Here is an 18889-nt window from a genome sequence, read left to right as displayed (position 1 = left end):
GACAGGGTGGAGGTCGCTGGTTCGAGCCCAGTCGGAATCATACGTGAAAAGCTTGAGATGGCGCAGTTTCCTTAACCGAGGAAGTTGCGTCATTTTTATTTTAATAGGTACTGGTCACACATATGGTCACAGATGCTTTTCATTAGGTATTAAAAAGTTTTTGGGCAAAACGGTCTGATGCTTCATTTTGCATGTTAGGGAGCACGTGGGAATATATGTCGAGTGTTACTTTCACACTACTATGTCCTAGACGTTCTGATATTATTTTAACGTTTTCTCCTTGTTGTAACATCAGACTTGCGTGTGTATGTCTTAAGTCATGGAAGCGGATTTTAGGTAGATTAGCTTTAGATGTAAGGTTGTAGAAAGTTCTAATTAAGTTTCTAGGATTGATAGACCTACCCTTTTTTGTGCAAGCAACAAGGTCATAGTCTTCATATTCGCCAGCATGTTTTAGTTTATTGGTATTATTATTTACTCTTTGGATTTCTAGCGCAGACAGAGTAGTGGAATCTACTCCAACAGATCGGTAGCCAGCCTTACTCTTAGCTCCCTCTTTAAAACCTGATCCGTCATGATTTAATGTTTGTCGGATATAAAGACATTTGTTTTCAAAATCAACATCCTTAAATCGTAACCCCAGCAGTTCACCTTGTCGCATACCAGTAGTTATTGAGAGAAGGAAAACTATATAATAAGGGCTTTTCTTAGCTGTTTTAAGGAATAGAGAAATCTCATCGTGATCCCAAATTGCTATATCTTTAGTATTTACTTTGGGTTTTTCTAAGTTATTAGCAGGATTCTTTTTTATCATTTCCAATTTCTTAGCATTGTTCAAAGAGGTGTTAACTACATTGAAGATTCGTTTAACTGTAGAATCTGATAACCCTTTACCTCTCAGTTCATTTACAAAATGTTGGATGTGATAAGTGTTTAAATCTGATAATTTAAGTTTACCCAAAATAGGATTGATGTGAGAGGATATATAAGAAGTATATAACTTATATGTTTGTAAGCTTAAATCATGTCGCTTGGAGCTCATCCAAGTATCCAAGTACTTACCGTAGGTTTGTTTTGAAGGCTCAATAAATGTGCCTTCATTCAATTCATGTAATAGTGTATTAAGAGCTCTTTCAGCTTCTTTCCTCGTTTTAAATCCTCTTCGCTTTTTTTGTTTTCTATTACCTGTTAAAGAATCTTTCCCAATATCAATTACAAAATCCCATTTACCTGTTTTTTTATTTTTTTTAATGCTGCCTTTCATGGTTAAGAGCCTCCTATGGTTGCTCTTAAGCCTTAGAGGTTCCCTGTAGCGATTTTAACACAATGTATTTATTTTAATCATGAGAAATTATTTAAAATGCGATATTTAAATGAAGTAAGACTTTACCCACATGAAAGATAACGAGAATATTCATATTCTATAAATTACATTTAGGCACGAGGGTAATGGAGCGGGAGTAAATGTTTAAGCTTATAAATGAGTATAAAATTAGATAAGTAAGTTATTGAGGTGTATTTTACTTTAGCAATTCTCTGTTAACCGTTAATTAACGGTTAAACTTTAAATTATATTCTAAAATTCTTTGACAGTCAATATATTTTTTGATATCTTTTGAGTGTGAAAAAGTTATCACCCGCTGTGCAAAATATAAGTTCAACTTTAAAAACGCCACAAAAGCGAATTAGAACAACTTTGAAAAAAGTTGAATCTTGTTCCTGCGAGGCGATAACAAATGAAATTAACAACTGAAAACTTTTTCAATCTTATTATAGGAAACGAGCACATAAACTTTCGATGCTTCAATGACTTACATCCAGGAATGGGTGGCCTTCCTAAAGCACAAGGTTATTATAATCAACAGATTATAGACAAACTTGAGCAACTTAATCAGCAAAATCGTGGAGTATTTTTTGCTGTAAATGGAAGTTTTAATGATGTGGATGTAGAGAAGTTTAATGCAGTGTTCATCGATTTGGATTGTGAAAAAGATGAGGAAAACCGTAGATTGTCTGAACAGACAATCAATCAATATAAGGAAAAGAAACTTAAAGAGTTGAATGATTTTGTTAAGACCCCTACTGCCATAATTGAAACCAAAAATGGTTTGCATGTATACTGGTCTATCGATGAATCAGCGTCTACTCTAGAATTTGAACAATGTGAAAAGAGATTAATTGAGTACTTTAAAGCTGATCCTCAAGTGAAAAGTCAGTCTCAACTCTTGCGAGTCCCAGGTTACTACTGGTGTAAAGAAACTGATAATAAGTTTTTAGTTACTTTACGTCAGCTGGAAGATGTTCAGTATGATATTCAAGATATCATTCATGCTCTCCCTGAATATACATCAGGTGGGAACTGTACCACTAATAAAGACTTATGTAATACAAAAGTATCTATTGATGGTACAAAAGATAATAAATCTTCTAGTAATACAGATAGGTATTACTATACTGGAAGTAGAAGACAAGAGAAGATTTATAAGAACAGGCCGCATATCAAGAATAGAGATGTGCAAGAAATGAGGAAGATATTACAGCCAGAAGGTGTGATAGCGCATACACATGATCAAGTATGGAAATATCTCAAGCAACAAGACTTAGCTACATTCCTAGGAGTTGACAATCCACAAAGACTCCATTGCATTTTTCATGATGATAGTAATCCGAGTGCTGGAATAATCCAAAGCCCTGATACAGAAAACTTTGTATATGTATGTCAGTCTAGTAATTGTGGAGTACGGAATAGCATTATAGAGGCGACTAAACATATCACAGGTATGAATGAGTCTGATTCACTTAGATTTCTTAGACAAGTTTATGGTATTCAATATGCTAAAAATACTTTCCAGTATAAAGAAGAGGAAAAAAAAGATCATAATTTAGATCTTCTGAGATCACGTTTAAATAAAGAAACATATCCTGAACTTTATAAATTAATGGGAAGATACACTGTGATTTTGAAGCAATTAAACAAAATGAACTATGGCTTCGCTACCACAGAATATTTTTGCGATAAAAAGGGCGAGAATTTCTTCTTTAACAGTATCGGAAACTTAGCAGAAGAATTTAAAAAGGATCGTAAGAATATGTCCTCAATTATTGGTGTGCTCACTTATCTTGGCTTAATAAGAAAAGTACCTCATGAAGAGCTTCCTAAAGATGTATTAGCAGCTACGAAGGAGATAGCAAGAAAAAAGGGACAAAAATACTACGCGACATACTTCTCAATCCCCTATTATGATTCTGAAGTAATGGATTTTGCTGTTAAAAAAGCTAGAGAATTTAAAGAGAAGGGGCTCTCTATTAGAGCATTTAGTAGAGAACTCTTAGAAAGAAGTATTTCCAAAGCTGAAGCCGATAGAGTTTATCCTCAAACCAAAGGTGAGGATTTAGAGAAAAGTGCGGAAAGACGAGAATTAAATAATAAAATTGACCAGCTAACTCTGCATTTAATAGACGTAAAAGGCTATACTACAATTCACGAGTTACTAGATTTTCTTACAGATACAAAAAGGGAAAGAAATAGAATTTACCAGAGGTTAAAAAAACTACTCCCAGAAATGGAAGAAAAACATGGTATAAAGAAAGTTCGGCTTAATAAAAAACTAAAACTAACATTAGATGCAGATTTAGAGACTTATCCTGATGTGATATGCAGGAAAAGTGCCATAGAAGAATCCAAAAATAAAATATTTTAATGGGTGTAAGAAGCGTTGGAATTTAAACCCCAGCGCTTCTTTTGTTTATTGAGTCTGTTAGTGAATCTATATATGCTATTTGAAGAGGCTCACAGAGGATTATAGAATCCCTTTTGAGATTCATTTTGAGCTCAATAAGGCCAATCTATTTCAATGGACAAACAACTCACACAAGGCTTCTAATGAAGCTGTGTGAGTTTGTTTAATTAGTCAGGTGTATTATCCTTTAAGAAGCGGCGTTGAAGAGTATTACCATTATACTCGGGTATTTCTATCCAAGTAATACTATAGGACATATCATAAAGTTTGGACCTCGTTTTTTCTCTTAATTCCCTGAAGGAGAAATTCTCATATACCGTAGTAAGTGGCCTGTGAAAGTAATTACTTTCTTTCTTGTAATAGTCTACTTTCACATTACCTTCAGAAGTTTCTTCTAACAAAATCATACTAACCTCATAAGAAATTCTACCTCTATCGTTAATCAACATTCCAACTCCTTCCAATAGTGTTAAAGAAAATGTAACCATAATACAAAAGCGATAAACATTAATTAAGAATACTTGAGTGTCGATGCTCTTGAATATATATCCGATCCGAAAGGTTATATTAACCGCTAAACAAACATTGCAGCATAACGCCCAAAAATTTTTGCGCAATTACTCTCCATATAATATTTACTAACTAATGTTTTTGGCATATTTCCGCCTAGAATTAGAATTGTATTCCCGATCGCTTCTGATTCCATCCCGATCGTTACACGCATGCATTAACGCGCATTATCGTGCGTGACGCTAATTACGCGTTTCTAAGGAACTCTTTTAACCAGGCATTTAATAGATATATGTTGTAGTTGTATAGGGTTAAAATCGTTCATAGAATATCACTTCTATGAATGGCCTTTGAAAACAATTACTTTAACTTGTTAAAGAAATAACTGCTATAAATCTTAAAATACTGTCATGACAGGGTGTATAGGGGATGGTTAACAGTTTTGTTAATGGTATTACTAATTTTTTTACCATTAACTGTTCTATATCTCTAGGTAACCCTTTATGTGAATCGATCGAGAGAGGATAGTATTAGTTTTAGTGTCTGAATATTTTGACAATTTGACTCAAACATGATACCTTGGTAACAGTAATAAAGACTTATTAAAGGCGGGTTACAATGTACGATAGCAAACTTTACAGAAAAGACTTTTTGGATTTAATACAAAGTTTATTAGATGAGGCTAAGGATCTTGGTTACAGAATAGATGATTTTAAATATAAAGAAAGAAGTTATAGAGAAGAAGCAAATTTTATAACTAAGGCCTTTTTGAGAAATACAGATATTGAGGATTTGCACACCAAAGATGTAGATATTAGTCCAGAATTTTTTGAGAAGCTAGAGAGCGAAAATGCACCGTTAGTTGGCCAATGGCTATTTTTAAGAGATGACCTATTAGTACAGAAACCTCACTATTATAATTTTATTGTGGGGGCATATAATGACATATTTATTAATGATTGGAGTGAAGAATCTTTTAACCCTCATAATTCCAATGACCCATCTGACCCACTTGTAGATGGACTTGCATCGGAGTGGTTTATTAATGAAGTTCAAGAAGAACTGAGCAACGTTAATGATTGGGAAGTAGTAGAGTATGAAAAGGATTTTCGAGAAATAGAGGGACATGCAATTTATAATATTTGCTTTTATAAAAGCCTTCCATGTGAAGCCTTAAATACTAAGGAGTTAAATCGGGAAAACATGAAGTCATTTATGACTAACAGTAGTAATAGGTTAATGCAGTGGCTTTATGTAAGGGATGGATACAAGGCATATGACTACCGCGGTACTTCAGATGAAGAAATAATCTTAATAGGTAAACTTGGGGAGGTTAAGTATCTCCGAGAAAAAACACTAGCCTAAATTTAGAAATATGATGCTCAAGTAGAGCAATTTTTAGTAAACCACTTTTAGCTTGGTAGGCAGGATGGTTTATTCATACAGAGGTCCCCTTCATGATTATGGAGGGGATCTTTTATGTTGGCGTAGGAAGTAATCACTTAAAAGAAAATAAAAGGTTTAATAACATTATGTGGTAAAATGTACTTGATGATTATGTAATTCAAGTTCTTAAACTAACAAAACATAGGAGAGTCCTAAAATGAAAAAGCAAATGAGTTATTTAATTCTACTTTTAACGGCCATCTTTATGGTTGGTTGTACTGAGGTAGAAGATACATCCACTACTGATAAAGAAACAAATTCACAAGAAGCAGTTGCAGCAAACACAAGCGAAAATAGTGAAAAAGAAGAATCTACTACTGATACTGTTGAGGAAGAATCAACACAGGAAGCGGTTGATGAATCAGAAACAGAGGAAACAACGACTGATACAAATGAAGACTTATTCTCAGGATACAAACTTATTGAAGTAGATGGTGGCGATCTGTCTGGGAATCGTGAAGCTAAAGTCGTTGTTGATATTGGATATGGAGATCGTGAATATTGGGCATTTACTAATGAACATGGACAACTAGTACGTGTCGTTGCAGATGAGATCATTTTACAAGATGATGATAATGAACCTGTTTTATCATCAGGCAGATACTACTCTGATGAGGCAAAGGTTCCTGGGGTGGAAAGTGATGTTTTAGATGAGGGGCATGTCATTGCTGATTCTCTCGGAGGGGTATCGAATGCTTATAATATTACCCCACAAGAGAGTACGCTCAACCGACATGGTGACCAAGCCTATATGGAAGATAGCATCCGTAAAGCAGGTGGAGCCACAAATTTTGAAGCAATCATCACATATCCTGATACGGAAACACAGATTCCTTCAAAGTATAAGTATACCTATACTTTAAAGGGGAACGAAATCGTTGATACATTTGAGAATGTGAATCCTGATGAAGTAAACGAATCACTCGGTTTAACCAATAATGAGTCTGAGTCTTCCGATTCAACGAGTTCAAACACAGATGGGGATGTTTCTAGCGTTGATACTAACGGTAATGGACAAGTGACGATTAAAGAAGCAAAAGAAGCTGGGTTCACTATGCCTATTACATCCGACCACTGGTTATACCCTTATATGGACGATAGGGATGGAGATGGAATGGTTGGAGAGTAAGAGTCTACATTACTTGAATAAGACAATATATTATAAAGACGCTGGGGTGTTTTGGTACCCAAGCGTCTTTTAGTTTTGAATGAAAGAAATGTTTCATTCAAAAAAAGATCGCAGAAAAGTTCTTCATATCCTGCGATCTTTTTATTAGTTTATTTATATGGCTCCATTCCTTTTTAAGTTCTTCATAATCTGCGGATTGTCATTCTCAACGCTGTAAAAGAATACCTCATCTACTTGTTTTTCTAATTCCCAGTTTACTATTCCCCATTCATTTGTAGTTACCAGAATAATCTTACTTGAATTATTACTCTTTAAATCATTTAAGAAATTGGCATATCTTTTAGGGTTATCTAAAACTGTTTGAACAGGATGGTATAAAGTGAATGTACTCTGATTTCCTTTATGGTTTGACTTAGTGTGGTTCGAATAGCTGTTAATATTAACAACCATCTTACCTAATCTGTAATTAGTTGTTGATTTCACATTATGGGGTAAAATATCTTTGTTCAGAGCACGATTGATATGAGACCCAACCTCAGACATTGAACTAGTTCTTATTATGCCTTTTTTGTAAATCTTATTTAGGCATGCAAGAACGACATTTAGTTTGGCATCGTTGTCATAACCTTTAACCAAAAGTACTTTTTTTGTTTCATCTGTCAAGAAACGTTGTACTTTCTCAATAGCAACTTCTCTATCAATCATAAAGCACACCCTTTAATGAATATTTTATTCTAGCTTCATATTATGTGAATGGTTATGTTTACAACAACCTTGATACTTTTGAAGCTCGTACTACTGACACATCAGAGTTTTCACGTGCCTTTTTCTCACCTTTGGAAACAATCTTATCAATAAGCGAACTACCAAACCTATCAATAGAAGAAATCTCCATTCTCATTCTTATAGCAGTGCCATTGAAGTTGGTATTTAGAAAACGAAAATCATTATTCTTCATTACTAAAGCACTATCTCCGCTACACATAATAAAATTACCGCCAAGTTGGCAAATCTCACTGGTAACATATAGACCATACCCCGAGTTATCCCACTTAGATCCTTGTTGACGTCTCATTTTTCCATTATGTTTAAAAGCCTTACCCGATATTCCTGGTTCAATTGCTACCATGAGGGCATCAGAATGGTCGTCTAAATCTAAATTTGGGTTAACATCTATAGCTTGTTTAATACCTACTCCTTCATCTAGAATTGCAATCTCTACAAGGTCTTTAGAAGGCCATGCCTGTGCAGCTAACCAAATAACATCTGAATCAGAGTGTTCAACAATATTTCTCATTAACTCACGAATGGAATAGCTTAGTATTTCGTAAAGGGATTGCTTTCCCTGACTTAAAACTTTAGCGCATTCATTTGATTTCCTGACTATAGTATCTTGAACTTCTTCAGTATGTTGATAAGATTCAATTCTGAGGTCTTTAATATTGAGACGTGTTACGGGTATGTATCTGTTACTCCCCCAAGCTTCGCCAGGGTCTTTTCCAAAGTCCTGACCGAAGCTTTTAAAATAGCCCATGTGACCAGCGTAATCATGTTGCTTGAACTCACTATCAAAAAAATTTAAGTGAGGATATTGTCTTTGAATGCTTCTAATTTTAGAGCTAGCAAGTAACATGCCGAATGGTTCAAATGTACTCATATACTTATAATCAAACGCTAATTCTTGATAATCTGATAAAAAATCATAATTAGAATTGCAAAAATCTAAAACATGAGGTGCTGTAAGTTCAGGCATGGCTAAGTTATAACGCAAAAAATCACTCCTTATATTAATGTTGAACTGTAGCGTTCATCATGAACATTAATTCAATAGCAGACATAGTAGGTAAACGCTTAATAAAGTCTCTACCGTATGCTATATCTTTAAAACTAAAAGCTTCTAAATCTCTTATTACATCGTAAGAATCAGTTTGTGCGTCATGGATCATTGCACATACTTTTACTATTAAATCGCCAGTTATTTCGTCTGAAAATGATAGTATAGTGGCGCCAACTCCATTATCGTGGGGGTTTATCATTACTCCTTCGATAGTAGCTGAATAGTTATAATCTTGGGGCAAGTTAATTTCAGGTAGTTCCATATATTCACATCCTAACATAGTTTGATTACATATTTAGACAATTATAGTTAAAATTCCTTCTAAAAATGTAAAATAATACAATTTAATGTAGGTGTAACCTAGCCGAAAGGTCACGAGGGTATATGTTTGTAGTTAGTAACCAGAGTCTATAGTTAAATTTAAAAGGGAGCGTATGGAAATTGAAGGTTTAAAATCATAAAGTCAGAAGGTAATCTTTATTTGTTAGCGGATATAACCATACTCAAAAGAAAGAGGAATTAAAATGTTACCTGATGAAGAAAAGCGTTGTAAGAAATGCAGTGGATGGGGGATTCTTTGGAATGAAGCTTTTGATAAAAAGCTAGATAGAATTACCGATTCTCAGGGGTTGAGTTATTATGACGCTGTGCTCCAATTAAAGAAAAGTAGTAGTTATAAAAAGACTTATTCGAATTGCGGGGCTTGTAAAGGAATAGGAGAAATAGCAGATTGAATAGTACTCATTTTTAGAATTTTTACAATTATCTATTTACTGAAAATGTACTAAGGTGTTAATATTTATTGTAGAGTAAATTGTTTAGCAGGAAGCTAACAGTTTTGTTTAGGAAAACCTAACATAACTGTTAGCTTTTTTTATTCACGCTTCCCGAAAGGATATTAAATAACAGAACGTCAATTGTTAAATAATACAATCAATTAATAGTAATTATACTGGTTTACTAGGAGGACTTTGTAATGAATATAATAAAAGAATACTCTGATTGTTACTTAAGGTCTGATTTACAAGAAATGATGTTAGATAGTGAAACAATTGATTTTGTTGTTAATGATATTGAGTCTCGACTTTCTTCTATTCTCAAGAGGTGGGAGGATTTAGAGTTCAGGAATACATTGTTGTATATCGGAAAAGAAGAGGGGTTATTTTATAAACCAAAGGTTGATACAGATATTTCATCCTTAGTGGTTGTAGCAGTTAGGAATAGTATAATCGAGGATTTAGCTAGTACAGATGAAGCTGCACAACAATATGGATTTGATAAACCACCTTTATCTGATAAAGATATTCCTAAATTGACTAGTAACGCTATAAAATATTTTTCAAAATGTAATTTAGGTGATTTTGATACTAAATCAATAAATACTTATGAAAATGACTTGTTTTACGATTTGCCAAAAAAGTATCCTGTAGCTTGGAATGCTCTTAGTCACTTAAGCAGAGGTTCAAAGGAAATGTCATTTGAACCCAAAAAAGAGAAGGAGATCAGAGTTAGGGAATTAAAAAGGAATAATAAATCATATAACCTACATAGGAATAGTAAACAAAGTTTAGTTCAAAGTGGTATGGACCCCACAATAGACAATCAATCCATTGATTACTTCAGAGAAGTAAAGAATGACTTAGATAACGTATTTTTTACTGACTCATTTAAAGGAATAACTAGGAACATAGATAAGTTACTTCATATAATTGAATTTTTCCTAAGGAGTAATATACCAGTGGTTACCTTTAATTGTTATATCTCTAACGGGTATGTAGCTAATCGTAAGGAGAAGTGGCAAAAACCATTCCACTATACTATAGATGTTCAGAAAAAAGCAAAAATGAAACACAATGACTGTTCAGAATCACATAAAAAAGTACTGATGTTACAAAGGAACCATTCATAACTAAATGGTATGTTAGACATTAAACTGTAGGGTTATCAAGTCTGTAAGACTTATTGGTGTTTCACGAATATCCATATAAAACGCCTTCCTATTTCAATATATAGGAAGGCGTTATATGTTTATGATTCTTTTTTCCAGATATTTATCATGGCAGATTCCTCTAACTCAGGGAGGTTAATGGTTAACTCATCTTTTTCTTTTCCTTCAGCATTGTGTTCGGGTTTTAGTTTAGAAATGTAGTAGAGTTCATATACGTGTACATCGCTTTTAGTTGCCGGGAAGGCAAAAGAAGCAAAATAAGCTCCTTTTCTTTCAATAGAAGATGTAACTACTCTCGCTCCAAGATTTTGAGTACTTTTTCCAATATAAATTAATTCACTTTTTCGATTATACAAGAAATATAAGCCCTTTTGATATTCTTGTTGTTCACACATTTCTTTGAATGATTCTGTAAAACCTGTGCTATCCAAGGATTCATCTTGCAGTTGAATTAGTTTAGACACATCGCTTGGTTTGTAAAATACCTCATAAAGTCTCTCATAGTAATCAAAATCGGGATTGACCTCATTCACAATCTCATTGAGATCAATTCGATGTTGGCGGAATACCCTTACCAATTCTTTAAACTCATCTATTGAAAATACGTCCCTTAAGTAAAAGGTGAACACATCATAAGGAAGGCGAAAGTGTAGACGATTTAGTGTTTTTTCATAACGTATTGAGAATTGATAAAGATCCTTGCATACAGGTGCTAGGAAGGGATCAATCTTTGCGATAAAGAGCCCATTTGTTTTTAAGATTTTCCTTGCGAAATTTAAATAATGTTCTTGGTTTTCATACTCGAAAGACAAGTTACGCCTCCTTTGTATAGAAATAGTAAAAATTATTAGTAATACCACACTGAACCTGAGGATTAAGACGTACAGTTAATTCGCACTTAAAATTTGTAATACTTTACTATTCAAAGCATTTTTTAAATTTTCATTTAATGCATTTCTTAAACGAGTTCTTCTATTTTGTACTCTAATATATACATTGGTTATTTCTTCATTTTCTTCAACAACTTGCATGGCATTTTCTTCGAGTTGTTTTGCTAACGTTACAATTTCATTATGAACCTGATTGTTAATATCAAATTCAGGTATTATCTTGTATATGAGCTTATGAATATGTCGTGTACCAAAGTCCCCTCTTGCTTGGAAAGGTTCTATAGTATTAGAGAACGCTTCATAGGCATTTATAACACCAATTAAATAGTAGGCTTCATTTTCATCATTAGTACCATATACGTAAGTAGTTTGGTCGGCTACGAAATTATACTCTGAAAAATGTTTTCTTTGTATACCTGCACAAGGAATGCTACCGCCTGCCCCACAATGAACTAGGTATGAATACTGTTTATAATCTTGATTTGTAAGTTTATTTCTATAATTTACAGCTTCATATATGTCTTTTTTAGTAGGTTCTTTTTTATTTATATTTTGTAACCATTTATGAATATGAGTGTGACCTTTGTCTATTAATTCATCTTCATTCAATATCATAAGCCTATCGTCTATTTCTGAGACAGGTAATACGACATTAGGGAGAGCGTTTTCTGGTATAAGAAAAGGAAGAAGATTGTTTGACGTTACTGTTTGGAAAATATATTGTCTTTCTGTAAATCCTTTAAATTCTATGCCTTTTAAACGCTTGTTATTTGTATTTTTTACTTCAGAATCTGCCGTCGTTATCTTGCAAATGCTCTGTGATTCTTCTAATATGTCTACAAATAAACCAGTTCTTGGGAATAAATCGGCTCCTTCCCTGAAGGAATTATATGCTTCGTGACCTTCTACGTGTATTCTTTCATCGTAATCTACCTTTAGCCATGCATTTTTATCCGCTAAGGTACACAATGTTAGGTATCCGTTTTCAGAACCATCTTCAATATTTAAAGAGCTTACAAAATGTGAGTAAATATATGATAATTTTTCGGTGTTTAGGTTATTTTTCTCCCCAAATAATACGCATGAAGGAAGTTTGAAAAGATTCTCAACATCAGCTAAATCCCAAATTTCTCTAATCCCGAAAGGTACTAACTCGTTGAATTTTCTCTCTCTGAACGGCTGGTGATTATCTGCATCAAATATACTTCTTGGCATTATAAAAGCAGCTTTACCATCTTCTTTTAAGAAGTGTTTCACGTTATGGAGAGCGAATATTGTAGATATCTCCGAATGTAAGAATGTTGCCCCTCTTGGATTTACTTTAAAAGCTTTTGATAATGATTTTAGCTGATCTTTATAAGGGACATTGGGAAGACTGCTTATAGTTAGCCAAGGAGGATTAGTAGCGATAATATCAAAGTTACCCGCTAACAAACTAGGTCTATAGTTATTGCTAAGAACAAACGCCCAAATACCATCTCTGTCTTGGATCATGCGCTCAGCTAAATTGTTGACTAAGCTCGCTACACCATTTGCTAATAACTCTTTCTCGCTATCGCTCAATTCGCTGCAAAAATCTGACCCGAGAATGTTGACTAGTGTCTCTTCAGTAATAGATTTCGGGTCAAGTAGCTGAGTATTACCTTTGAGTTCGTACTTTTCCTTAATAGTTTTAGCTTTTGTATTAGACCATTCTATCAATGAATCAAAAACGTCCATATTAAGTAATGTTCTTTTGGGAATTTCTATAGCGGAATCATCAAACATGATAGTAGTAGTTTGAGTGTCTAAATCTTTCTGGTGACTTAACATAGAATCACCTGTAATAAATAAAGAATCTGCATGATATATAGGTATTTCAACAGGCTCTTCTATATCCTTTATTATGTCCGCAAGAGTTATTGCCCAAATAGACTTAGATAAAATTACTGCTATAGGATCAATGTCTATTCCTGTGACAGCATTCTTTATTATCCTTATCTTTTCGTTAGGTCCATAATCTTGATATTTAATTTTCACATAAGATAAAGCTGATCTGATAAAACTCCCGCAACCACAAGCGGGATCTAAATATCTAAATTCAGATTCATCAGCAAACAAGTTTGAAATTACCGAGTCTACTAGATCAGAGGGGGTGCTTGTTTGCCCAAGTTCGCTTTTTCTACTCTCTGGGAGCATCTCGTCATAAATTAATTGAACTAAGTTTTCTTGCCCCGAGTTAGAAAAATCATAAGTTAATAAATTATGGAATAATGGTCGAACTATAGGGATAAATTCATAAACCCAGTCATCTTGAGCTATCCATCCAAAAAAGTCATAATCTACAAAGTTTTTTAATTTTAGAGAATTGTAAAAATACTCACCGTTTAGGATATCTTTCAGAGTATCATCTTTGTTATCCAGTGTATCCTTTTCTTTGAAATTAGCTGCAACCATTAATCTTGATAAAATTAGTAAATAGGTTTGCTTAGCATACGCTTCTATATCAATTGATGGAATATTGATTGCATTATAGGTTTGCTGTTTATTCCATAACTCTATGGCTAGATCAACTTCAGTAGTCTTAGATGCTTGTTTAACAATGTTTAATATCTGCTCATAAACTAATGAAAACAAGTTACTATTTAAACCGAAATCCCGTTTTAAATTTTCACTTGAGACTTGAGTTAGGTTTTCTTTAAAGAGTATCCTATGTAAAAAATGTGTTAGATGCCTCGAATTAGCTTCATTAGCCTCACTAATTTCTACCTTTTCTGCTAATTCTAATTTTACTAAATCAGAGTTATATTCGGGCTTATCTAATATTTCACTAGGTACTGGCCGCCATACGTACCAATTGAGTCCATCTGAGGATATAGCACCAAAACTAGACTCAACGCCTGATTCATTCCAAAGGCTAGCTATATATTTTTTTAATCCATTTATTGCTTCGTTATACAAAGCAATATTTTTTAAATCCTTCTTAAATTCAATTACAATTGTTCCACTGAAAGTATCAATAAAACCTTTAGTTGATTGATTAGTAGTACTAGGTAAGGTGCTTACATAAGTTTCAGCTCCCCGAGACAAGTTGTCTATCTTTGATTCAATTTCTTCACTTGATAGATTGTCATCTGCAAAAATGTTTCTTAGATAAGAAATAAATAGCTCTTTCTTTTGAGCTTCATTAGAATCAGGGCTCGACAATAGAGCTCTAATCATCCTCAAACAATAGTCATAGTTCATATAATATTTTCCCTCCTAATATATGTTTCGTGCAGGTATATTTTACCACGAGTTATTGTAAAGTAATAACATTTTTTATTTGTAGCTTTAGTTGGTATAATGGTACAGTTAAGGGATTATTTAATGAATACCTTCTACAATTTAATTCTAGGGATGATAATATGAAGGACATTTTGAAACTATATACAAAAGCATTACCTTCCAAAAGAAGCGGAAGTTTATATACAGCTTTTTCTTACCCGACAAAAATCTCCCCAGAAGCTATTGCGGTATATATAGCTTCTCATACTAATCCAGGAGAAACAGTCTTAGACACATTTGGAGGAAGTGGTACGACAGGGTTAGCAACCCATTTATGTGATAAGCCCACTCAAGAAGTCAAAGAATTAGCTGAAAAGATGGAAGCTCCTGTTAAATGGGGGCCTCGGAAAGCATACTTATATGAAATAAGTACAATCGGCTCTTTCCTTTCCAAGACTATGTGTAATCCTCCTAACTCTACTCTCTTTAAAAAAGAAGCAGAAAATTTACTTCAAAGGGTAGAAGAAAAATACGGATGGTATTATAAGGCCATAGACCCTAATGGAAATCTTGGTGAAATAAGACATATCGTATGGAGTGAAACACTAAAATGTAATAATTGTGCAAATGAAGTTACTTACTGGGATATGTGTGTCGTTTATGATGACTACGTCTCATTAAATAACCGATTTATATGTCCCAAATGTGCACATGAAGACGATGTTAGTAAGATAGAGAGATCGTATGAGAGGTATTATGACAATTTATTAGGTGAATATAAGTATAGAAAAAAAAGGGAACCGAAGAAAGTATATGGGGTTACAGGAAAATCAAGATGGTCTAGAGAGATAACAAAAGAAGACATAGAATTACTAGAGAGAATAAAAGGTCAAAACATTCAAGGATTGGAGATTCCTGTCCAGAAAATAGAATGGGGAGACTTGTATAGAAGTGGATATCACTATGGGGTAACCCACGTACATCATTTTTACTCCTACAGAAATTTAATTATGTTAGCAGCTTTGTTTAAGGAGATTAAAAACTCACCAGCAGAGGTTAGAGAAGCATTGAGGTTATTAGTATTAAGCTACAACTATTCTCATAGTACTTTAATGACTAGAGCTGTGGTTAAAAAAAACCAAAAGGACCTTGTTCTCACTAGTGCTCAGCCAGGAGTTTTATATATAAGTAATTTGCCTATTGAAAAGAATATCTTAAAAGGTCTTCATAGGAAAATTAAAAACTTTACAGACTCCTTTCAAATTATAGAGGGTAGTGAAAGTGAAGTAGAAGTAATAAATGAAAGTAGTACAAACATGGAGTATATTTCAACAGGTGTAATAGACTATGTGTTCACAGACCCACCATTCGGGGATTATATACCTTATTCTGAAATAAATATGATAAACGAAGTATGGTTAGGGGATTTAACCAATAATGAAGATGAGGCTATAATAAGTGTTTCGCAAGGCAAAGGGTTAGGTCACTACGAAAATATGATCAGTAGTGTATTTAAAGAATTGTATAGGGTCTTAAAGAATGATGGGAAAGCTACTGTAGTATTCCACTCTGCAAATTCTGGAGTTTGGAGAGCTCTGCAAAACTCCTATAGAAATGCTGGCTTTAAAGTCAGTGTATCTAATGTACTAGATAAGCTCCAAAAAAGCTTTAAGCAACAAAACTCGAGGATCTCAGTTAGTGGTGACCCTATAACCTTATTACAAAAAAGAAATGATGAAGAAACATCTCAACTTTCGTTCCATTTCTCAGAAGCGGATATAATAAAATATATAATTAATCAGTTAAAAAATAGAGAAGAAAAAATTACTCCCGAACGTGTTTATTCTAGGTTTATTAATATTTATTTAGAAAATGACTGGACAATAATGATGAGTGCTGAAGAGTTTTATAGCAAATTAATAACAAAATACAGAGAGGAAATTAACTATGAAAACGCAGGTCAATAACCTTTTCTACAAAAAAAGGTTAGGGCAATATTTTTCAGGTGATAAACTTGCTAACCTACTAGCTGCGTTCACGTTACGCAATAAAGAAAATTTAGACCTTATAGATCCTATGTGTGGGGTTGGCGATATGCTATTGGCTGGCATGGATAGAAAGGCTAAAGTTACGGGTATAGAGCTTGATGAGCACGTATATAAATTATGTCAAACTAATACTGATTATAAATATAATCAATTGATTAACGGTAATTCATTTTCCTTGGATACCATCAAGGATTTGTCTCATAAAAGTTTTGATGTGGTTATGACTAATCCGCCATACGTTAGGTATCAGTATATTAATCAATTGGAAGATTTTAATGGAATTAACGATAAAGCCATAAGGAATAGTCTTTTGGATATAGTAGATTATATGCAAGACTTGCAGACAGATGAAAAAGATTTGTTTAAAACAGTTATCAAAAATTACTCTGGCTTATCTGATTTGGCAGTCCCATCTTGGATACTCTGTGCTATGTTAACTAAGAAAGAGGGGAAACTTGCTTTAGTTGTCCCTGAATCTTGGTTAAATAGGGATTATTCAAATATTATTCAGTATTTACTATATAAATTATTTGATATTGAATATGTGATAGAAGATACAGATCGAAAATGGTTTGAAGATGCACAAGTCAAAACTAACTTAGTGATTGCTAAGAGAACGTATATAAAAGATGATATACTTCAGTATTTTAAAGACAAATATTACACACATGTACAATTAAGCAGCCAGGCTTCAAGGAATAATAGCTTAGTTGGCGGGTTATATCCTAAAGACTGGGCCCCAGAAGAGAAGTTTGTAAAGGATATAGATAATGGTCTGTTTAGCGGAAGAGATGAAGTTCACATAAATAAAGTTAACTTAAGCAAGAAACTAAACAATTTAATTAGTGAAGTAAAAGAAAAAAAATGGTTTATTGAACTTGAAAACCACTTAAGTAAAGTTGATTTTTCAAGTTATTTACCAATAGAGCAACAGCAAATGTTACATGACGTAAACTTATCGTTTAAGAGTTTGTTTGATTTTAATGTAAATATTGGACAAGGCTTAAGAACTGGTTATAATAAGTTCTTTTATGTTGACTTCATACAGTCAGATGATAAGTATTCAGTTATCCAAATAGATAATGGTAATTATAAACAAAATATTACAGTTTCAAATCATGTGATAAGAACAGTAATAAGAAAGCAAGCCGAGCTTCCAGTAGGGAATAAACTTAATGAGCAAATGTTAACTGGAAGAGTACTTTTACTACAAAATTCTTTAAAAAGAGAAGATTACTATCGGTTGAAAGAATTGGGATCTCATCGAGGCATGATGGATGAAGGTCTTAATGAATATATAAACTCGCTAGAGAAAACTAATATAGGAACTGAAGAAGCCCCCAAATTTATATATGAGCTTTCGGCTGTAAAACCTAATATCAAAAAAATGAAGCAGGACGATCCAGACACTGAAAATTACTGGTATATGTTACCCGAATTAGCCAATAGGCACTTACCTGATATATTAGTACCTAGAGTCAATAGTCGTTCCCCAAAGTTTGTAATGAATACTGATTCAAAAGTGGTGGTAGATGCTAATTTTTCGACTATAAATTGTGAAGACTCCCCTTTAGATAAATATTTCTTAATAGCATTTTTAAATTGTCAGTGGACACAACTGTCCTTAGAGCTGATTGGAAATGTAATGGGGGGCGGGGCTTTAAAAGTTGAAGCTACCCATTTAAAGAAACTTCCAATACCTATTCTCTCTGATGAGCAGATTGCAAGTATTTCCGACATTGGACATGAGCTTTCAAAAAATAACCTGTCTAGTGATATAGCAAATGATAAGGTTTTGGAAATTGTATTTAAGGAACATGCTCTCACTATCCAAAAGCAAATTAGTACTCTGCTTCACAGATATCAAAATAATAGAAAGAAAAAATAAAGAGCCTTATAAATAGGCTCTTTTTGTAAATTAAAAATCAAATTATTATTCATGATTTTCGTTTATAGTATACGTAGCAAAGTAGTAAAGGGTCCCTCTTAATAGACTTAAGAGCAGTAATTATTGGTCACAGAATGGTCACGTAATAGTGACCAAAAGTATTATAATAATTGTCTGAAACAATTGTAAAATTACATATTTCCCAGG

14 protein-coding genes are annotated in these 18889 nt (G+C 33.4%); 7 read left to right on the top strand and 7 right to left on the bottom strand.

Translation table 11 applies throughout. The annotated features are described in order from the left end of the window. Positions 1–142: 142 nt before the first annotated feature. The gene (locus N780_RS18950; RefSeq protein WP_036787887.1) at positions 143–1264 is read right to left on the bottom strand and encodes a site-specific integrase; all 1122 of its coding nucleotides are present in this window, start codon (positions 1262–1264) and stop codon (positions 143–145) included. Between the two features lie 472 nt (positions 1265–1736). On the opposite strand from N780_RS18950, the gene N780_RS18945 reads away from it, so the two are divergent. Further along, positions 1737–3701, top strand: coding sequence for a DNA-primase RepB domain-containing protein (locus tag N780_RS18945; protein ID WP_036787885.1), 1965 nt, complete (start codon positions 1737–1739; stop codon positions 3699–3701). A 206-nt stretch (positions 3702–3907) separates the two neighbouring features. Here N780_RS18945 and N780_RS18940 read toward each other — a convergent pair whose 3' ends face one another. Further along, entirely contained in the window at positions 3908–4186 is a 279-nt protein-coding gene (locus N780_RS18940) for a hypothetical protein (protein ID WP_036787882.1), read from the bottom strand. 682 nt (positions 4187–4868) lie between these two features. Between N780_RS18940 and N780_RS18935 the strand changes: the two genes are divergently transcribed. Together N780_RS18935 and N780_RS18930 are read left to right on the top strand one after the other, a co-directional pair. Further along, complete coding sequence (locus N780_RS18935) at positions 4869–5615, top strand: hypothetical protein (protein WP_036787879.1); 747 nt, start codon at positions 4869–4871, stop codon at positions 5613–5615. A 238-nt stretch (positions 5616–5853) separates the two neighbouring features. Then, positions 5854–6825, top strand: coding sequence for a DNA/RNA non-specific endonuclease (locus tag N780_RS18930; RefSeq protein ID WP_036787876.1), 972 nt, complete (start codon positions 5854–5856; stop codon positions 6823–6825). 153 nt (positions 6826–6978) lie between these two features. Here the strand turns inward: N780_RS18930 and N780_RS18925 are convergent, their stop codons facing one another. The 3 genes from N780_RS18925 to N780_RS18915 are packed head-to-tail and all read right to left on the bottom strand — an operon-like array spanning position 6979 to position 8924. After that, positions 6979–7530 carry a hypothetical protein gene (locus N780_RS18925; RefSeq protein ID WP_036787873.1) on the bottom strand — a complete coding sequence of 184 codons (552 nt, stop codon included), beginning with the start codon at positions 7528–7530 and terminating at the stop codon, positions 6979–6981. Between the two features lie 58 nt (positions 7531–7588). After that, positions 7589–8596 carry an ATP-binding protein gene (locus N780_RS18920; RefSeq protein WP_232299567.1) on the bottom strand — a complete coding sequence of 336 codons (1008 nt, stop codon included), beginning with the start codon at positions 8594–8596 and terminating at the stop codon, positions 7589–7591. Between the two features lie 16 nt (positions 8597–8612). Then, positions 8613–8924, bottom strand: coding sequence for a hypothetical protein (locus N780_RS18915; RefSeq protein ID WP_036787870.1), 312 nt, complete (start codon positions 8922–8924; stop codon positions 8613–8615). Positions 8925–9186: 262 nt separating this feature from the next. Here N780_RS18915 and N780_RS18910 point away from each other — a divergent pair, with 262 nt between their 5' ends. Both N780_RS18910 and N780_RS18905 read left to right on the top strand, forming a co-directional pair. Beyond that, entirely contained in the window at positions 9187–9396 is a 210-nt protein-coding gene (locus tag N780_RS18910; RefSeq protein ID WP_036787868.1) for a hypothetical protein, read from the top strand. 242 nt (positions 9397–9638) lie between these two features. Continuing rightward, positions 9639–10571 carry a hypothetical protein gene (locus N780_RS18905; RefSeq protein WP_036787865.1) on the top strand — a complete coding sequence of 311 codons (933 nt, stop codon included), beginning with the start codon at positions 9639–9641 and terminating at the stop codon, positions 10569–10571. A 119-nt stretch (positions 10572–10690) separates the two neighbouring features. Here N780_RS18905 and N780_RS18900 read toward each other — a convergent pair whose 3' ends face one another. Further along, positions 10691–11422 carry a GIY-YIG nuclease family protein gene (locus N780_RS18900; RefSeq protein ID WP_036787863.1) on the bottom strand — a complete coding sequence of 244 codons (732 nt, stop codon included), beginning with the start codon at positions 11420–11422 and terminating at the stop codon, positions 10691–10693. A 75-nt stretch (positions 11423–11497) separates the two neighbouring features. Further along, entirely contained in the window at positions 11498–14725 is a 3228-nt protein-coding gene (locus tag N780_RS18895) for an N-6 DNA methylase (protein WP_036787860.1), read from the bottom strand. Between the two features lie 161 nt (positions 14726–14886). Here N780_RS18895 and N780_RS18890 point away from each other — a divergent pair, with 161 nt between their 5' ends. Next, positions 14887–16713 carry a DNA methyltransferase gene (locus tag N780_RS18890; RefSeq protein WP_052115170.1) on the top strand — a complete coding sequence of 609 codons (1827 nt, stop codon included), beginning with the start codon at positions 14887–14889 and terminating at the stop codon, positions 16711–16713. After that, the gene (locus N780_RS18885; RefSeq protein ID WP_036787857.1) at positions 16694–18682 is read left to right on the top strand and encodes an N-6 DNA methylase; all 1989 of its coding nucleotides are present in this window, start codon (positions 16694–16696) and stop codon (positions 18680–18682) included. The genes N780_RS18890 and N780_RS18885 overlap by 20 nt, the downstream gene beginning before the upstream one ends. Positions 18683–18889: the final 207 nt, after the last annotated feature.

The sequence above is a fragment of the Pontibacillus chungwhensis BH030062 genome, assembly GCF_000770675.1.
Classification (GTDB): Bacteria; Bacillota; Bacilli; order Bacillales; family BH030062; genus Pontibacillus; species Pontibacillus chungwhensis.
The sequence above is the reverse complement of the archived record's forward strand: the minus strand, read 5'-3'. Positions and strand labels throughout refer to the sequence as shown.

Coding starts and splice junctions, on each gene's coding strand:
- N780_RS18910 (WP_036787868.1), top strand. CDS start 9,187: ATGTTACCTGATGAAGAAAAGCGTTGTAAGAAATGCAGTGGATGGGGG.
- N780_RS18950 (WP_036787887.1), bottom strand. CDS start 1,264: ATGAAAGGCAGCATTAAAAAAAATAAAAAAACAGGTAAATGGGATTTT.
- N780_RS18945 (WP_036787885.1), top strand. CDS start 1,737: ATGAAATTAACAACTGAAAACTTTTTCAATCTTATTATAGGAAACGAG.
- N780_RS18925 (WP_036787873.1), bottom strand. CDS start 7,530: ATGATTGATAGAGAAGTTGCTATTGAGAAAGTACAACGTTTCTTGACA.
- N780_RS18905 (WP_036787865.1), top strand. CDS start 9,639: ATGAATATAATAAAAGAATACTCTGATTGTTACTTAAGGTCTGATTTA.
- N780_RS18915 (WP_036787870.1), bottom strand. CDS start 8,924: ATGGAACTACCTGAAATTAACTTGCCCCAAGATTATAACTATTCAGCT.
- N780_RS18895 (WP_036787860.1), bottom strand. CDS start 14,725: ATGAACTATGACTATTGTTTGAGGATGATTAGAGCTCTATTGTCGAGC.
- N780_RS18935 (WP_036787879.1), top strand. CDS start 4,869: ATGTACGATAGCAAACTTTACAGAAAAGACTTTTTGGATTTAATACAA.
- N780_RS18890 (WP_052115170.1), top strand. CDS start 14,887: ATGAAGGACATTTTGAAACTATATACAAAAGCATTACCTTCCAAAAGA.
- N780_RS18885 (WP_036787857.1), top strand. CDS start 16,694: ATGAAAACGCAGGTCAATAACCTTTTCTACAAAAAAAGGTTAGGGCAA.
- N780_RS18930 (WP_036787876.1), top strand. CDS start 5,854: ATGAAAAAGCAAATGAGTTATTTAATTCTACTTTTAACGGCCATCTTT.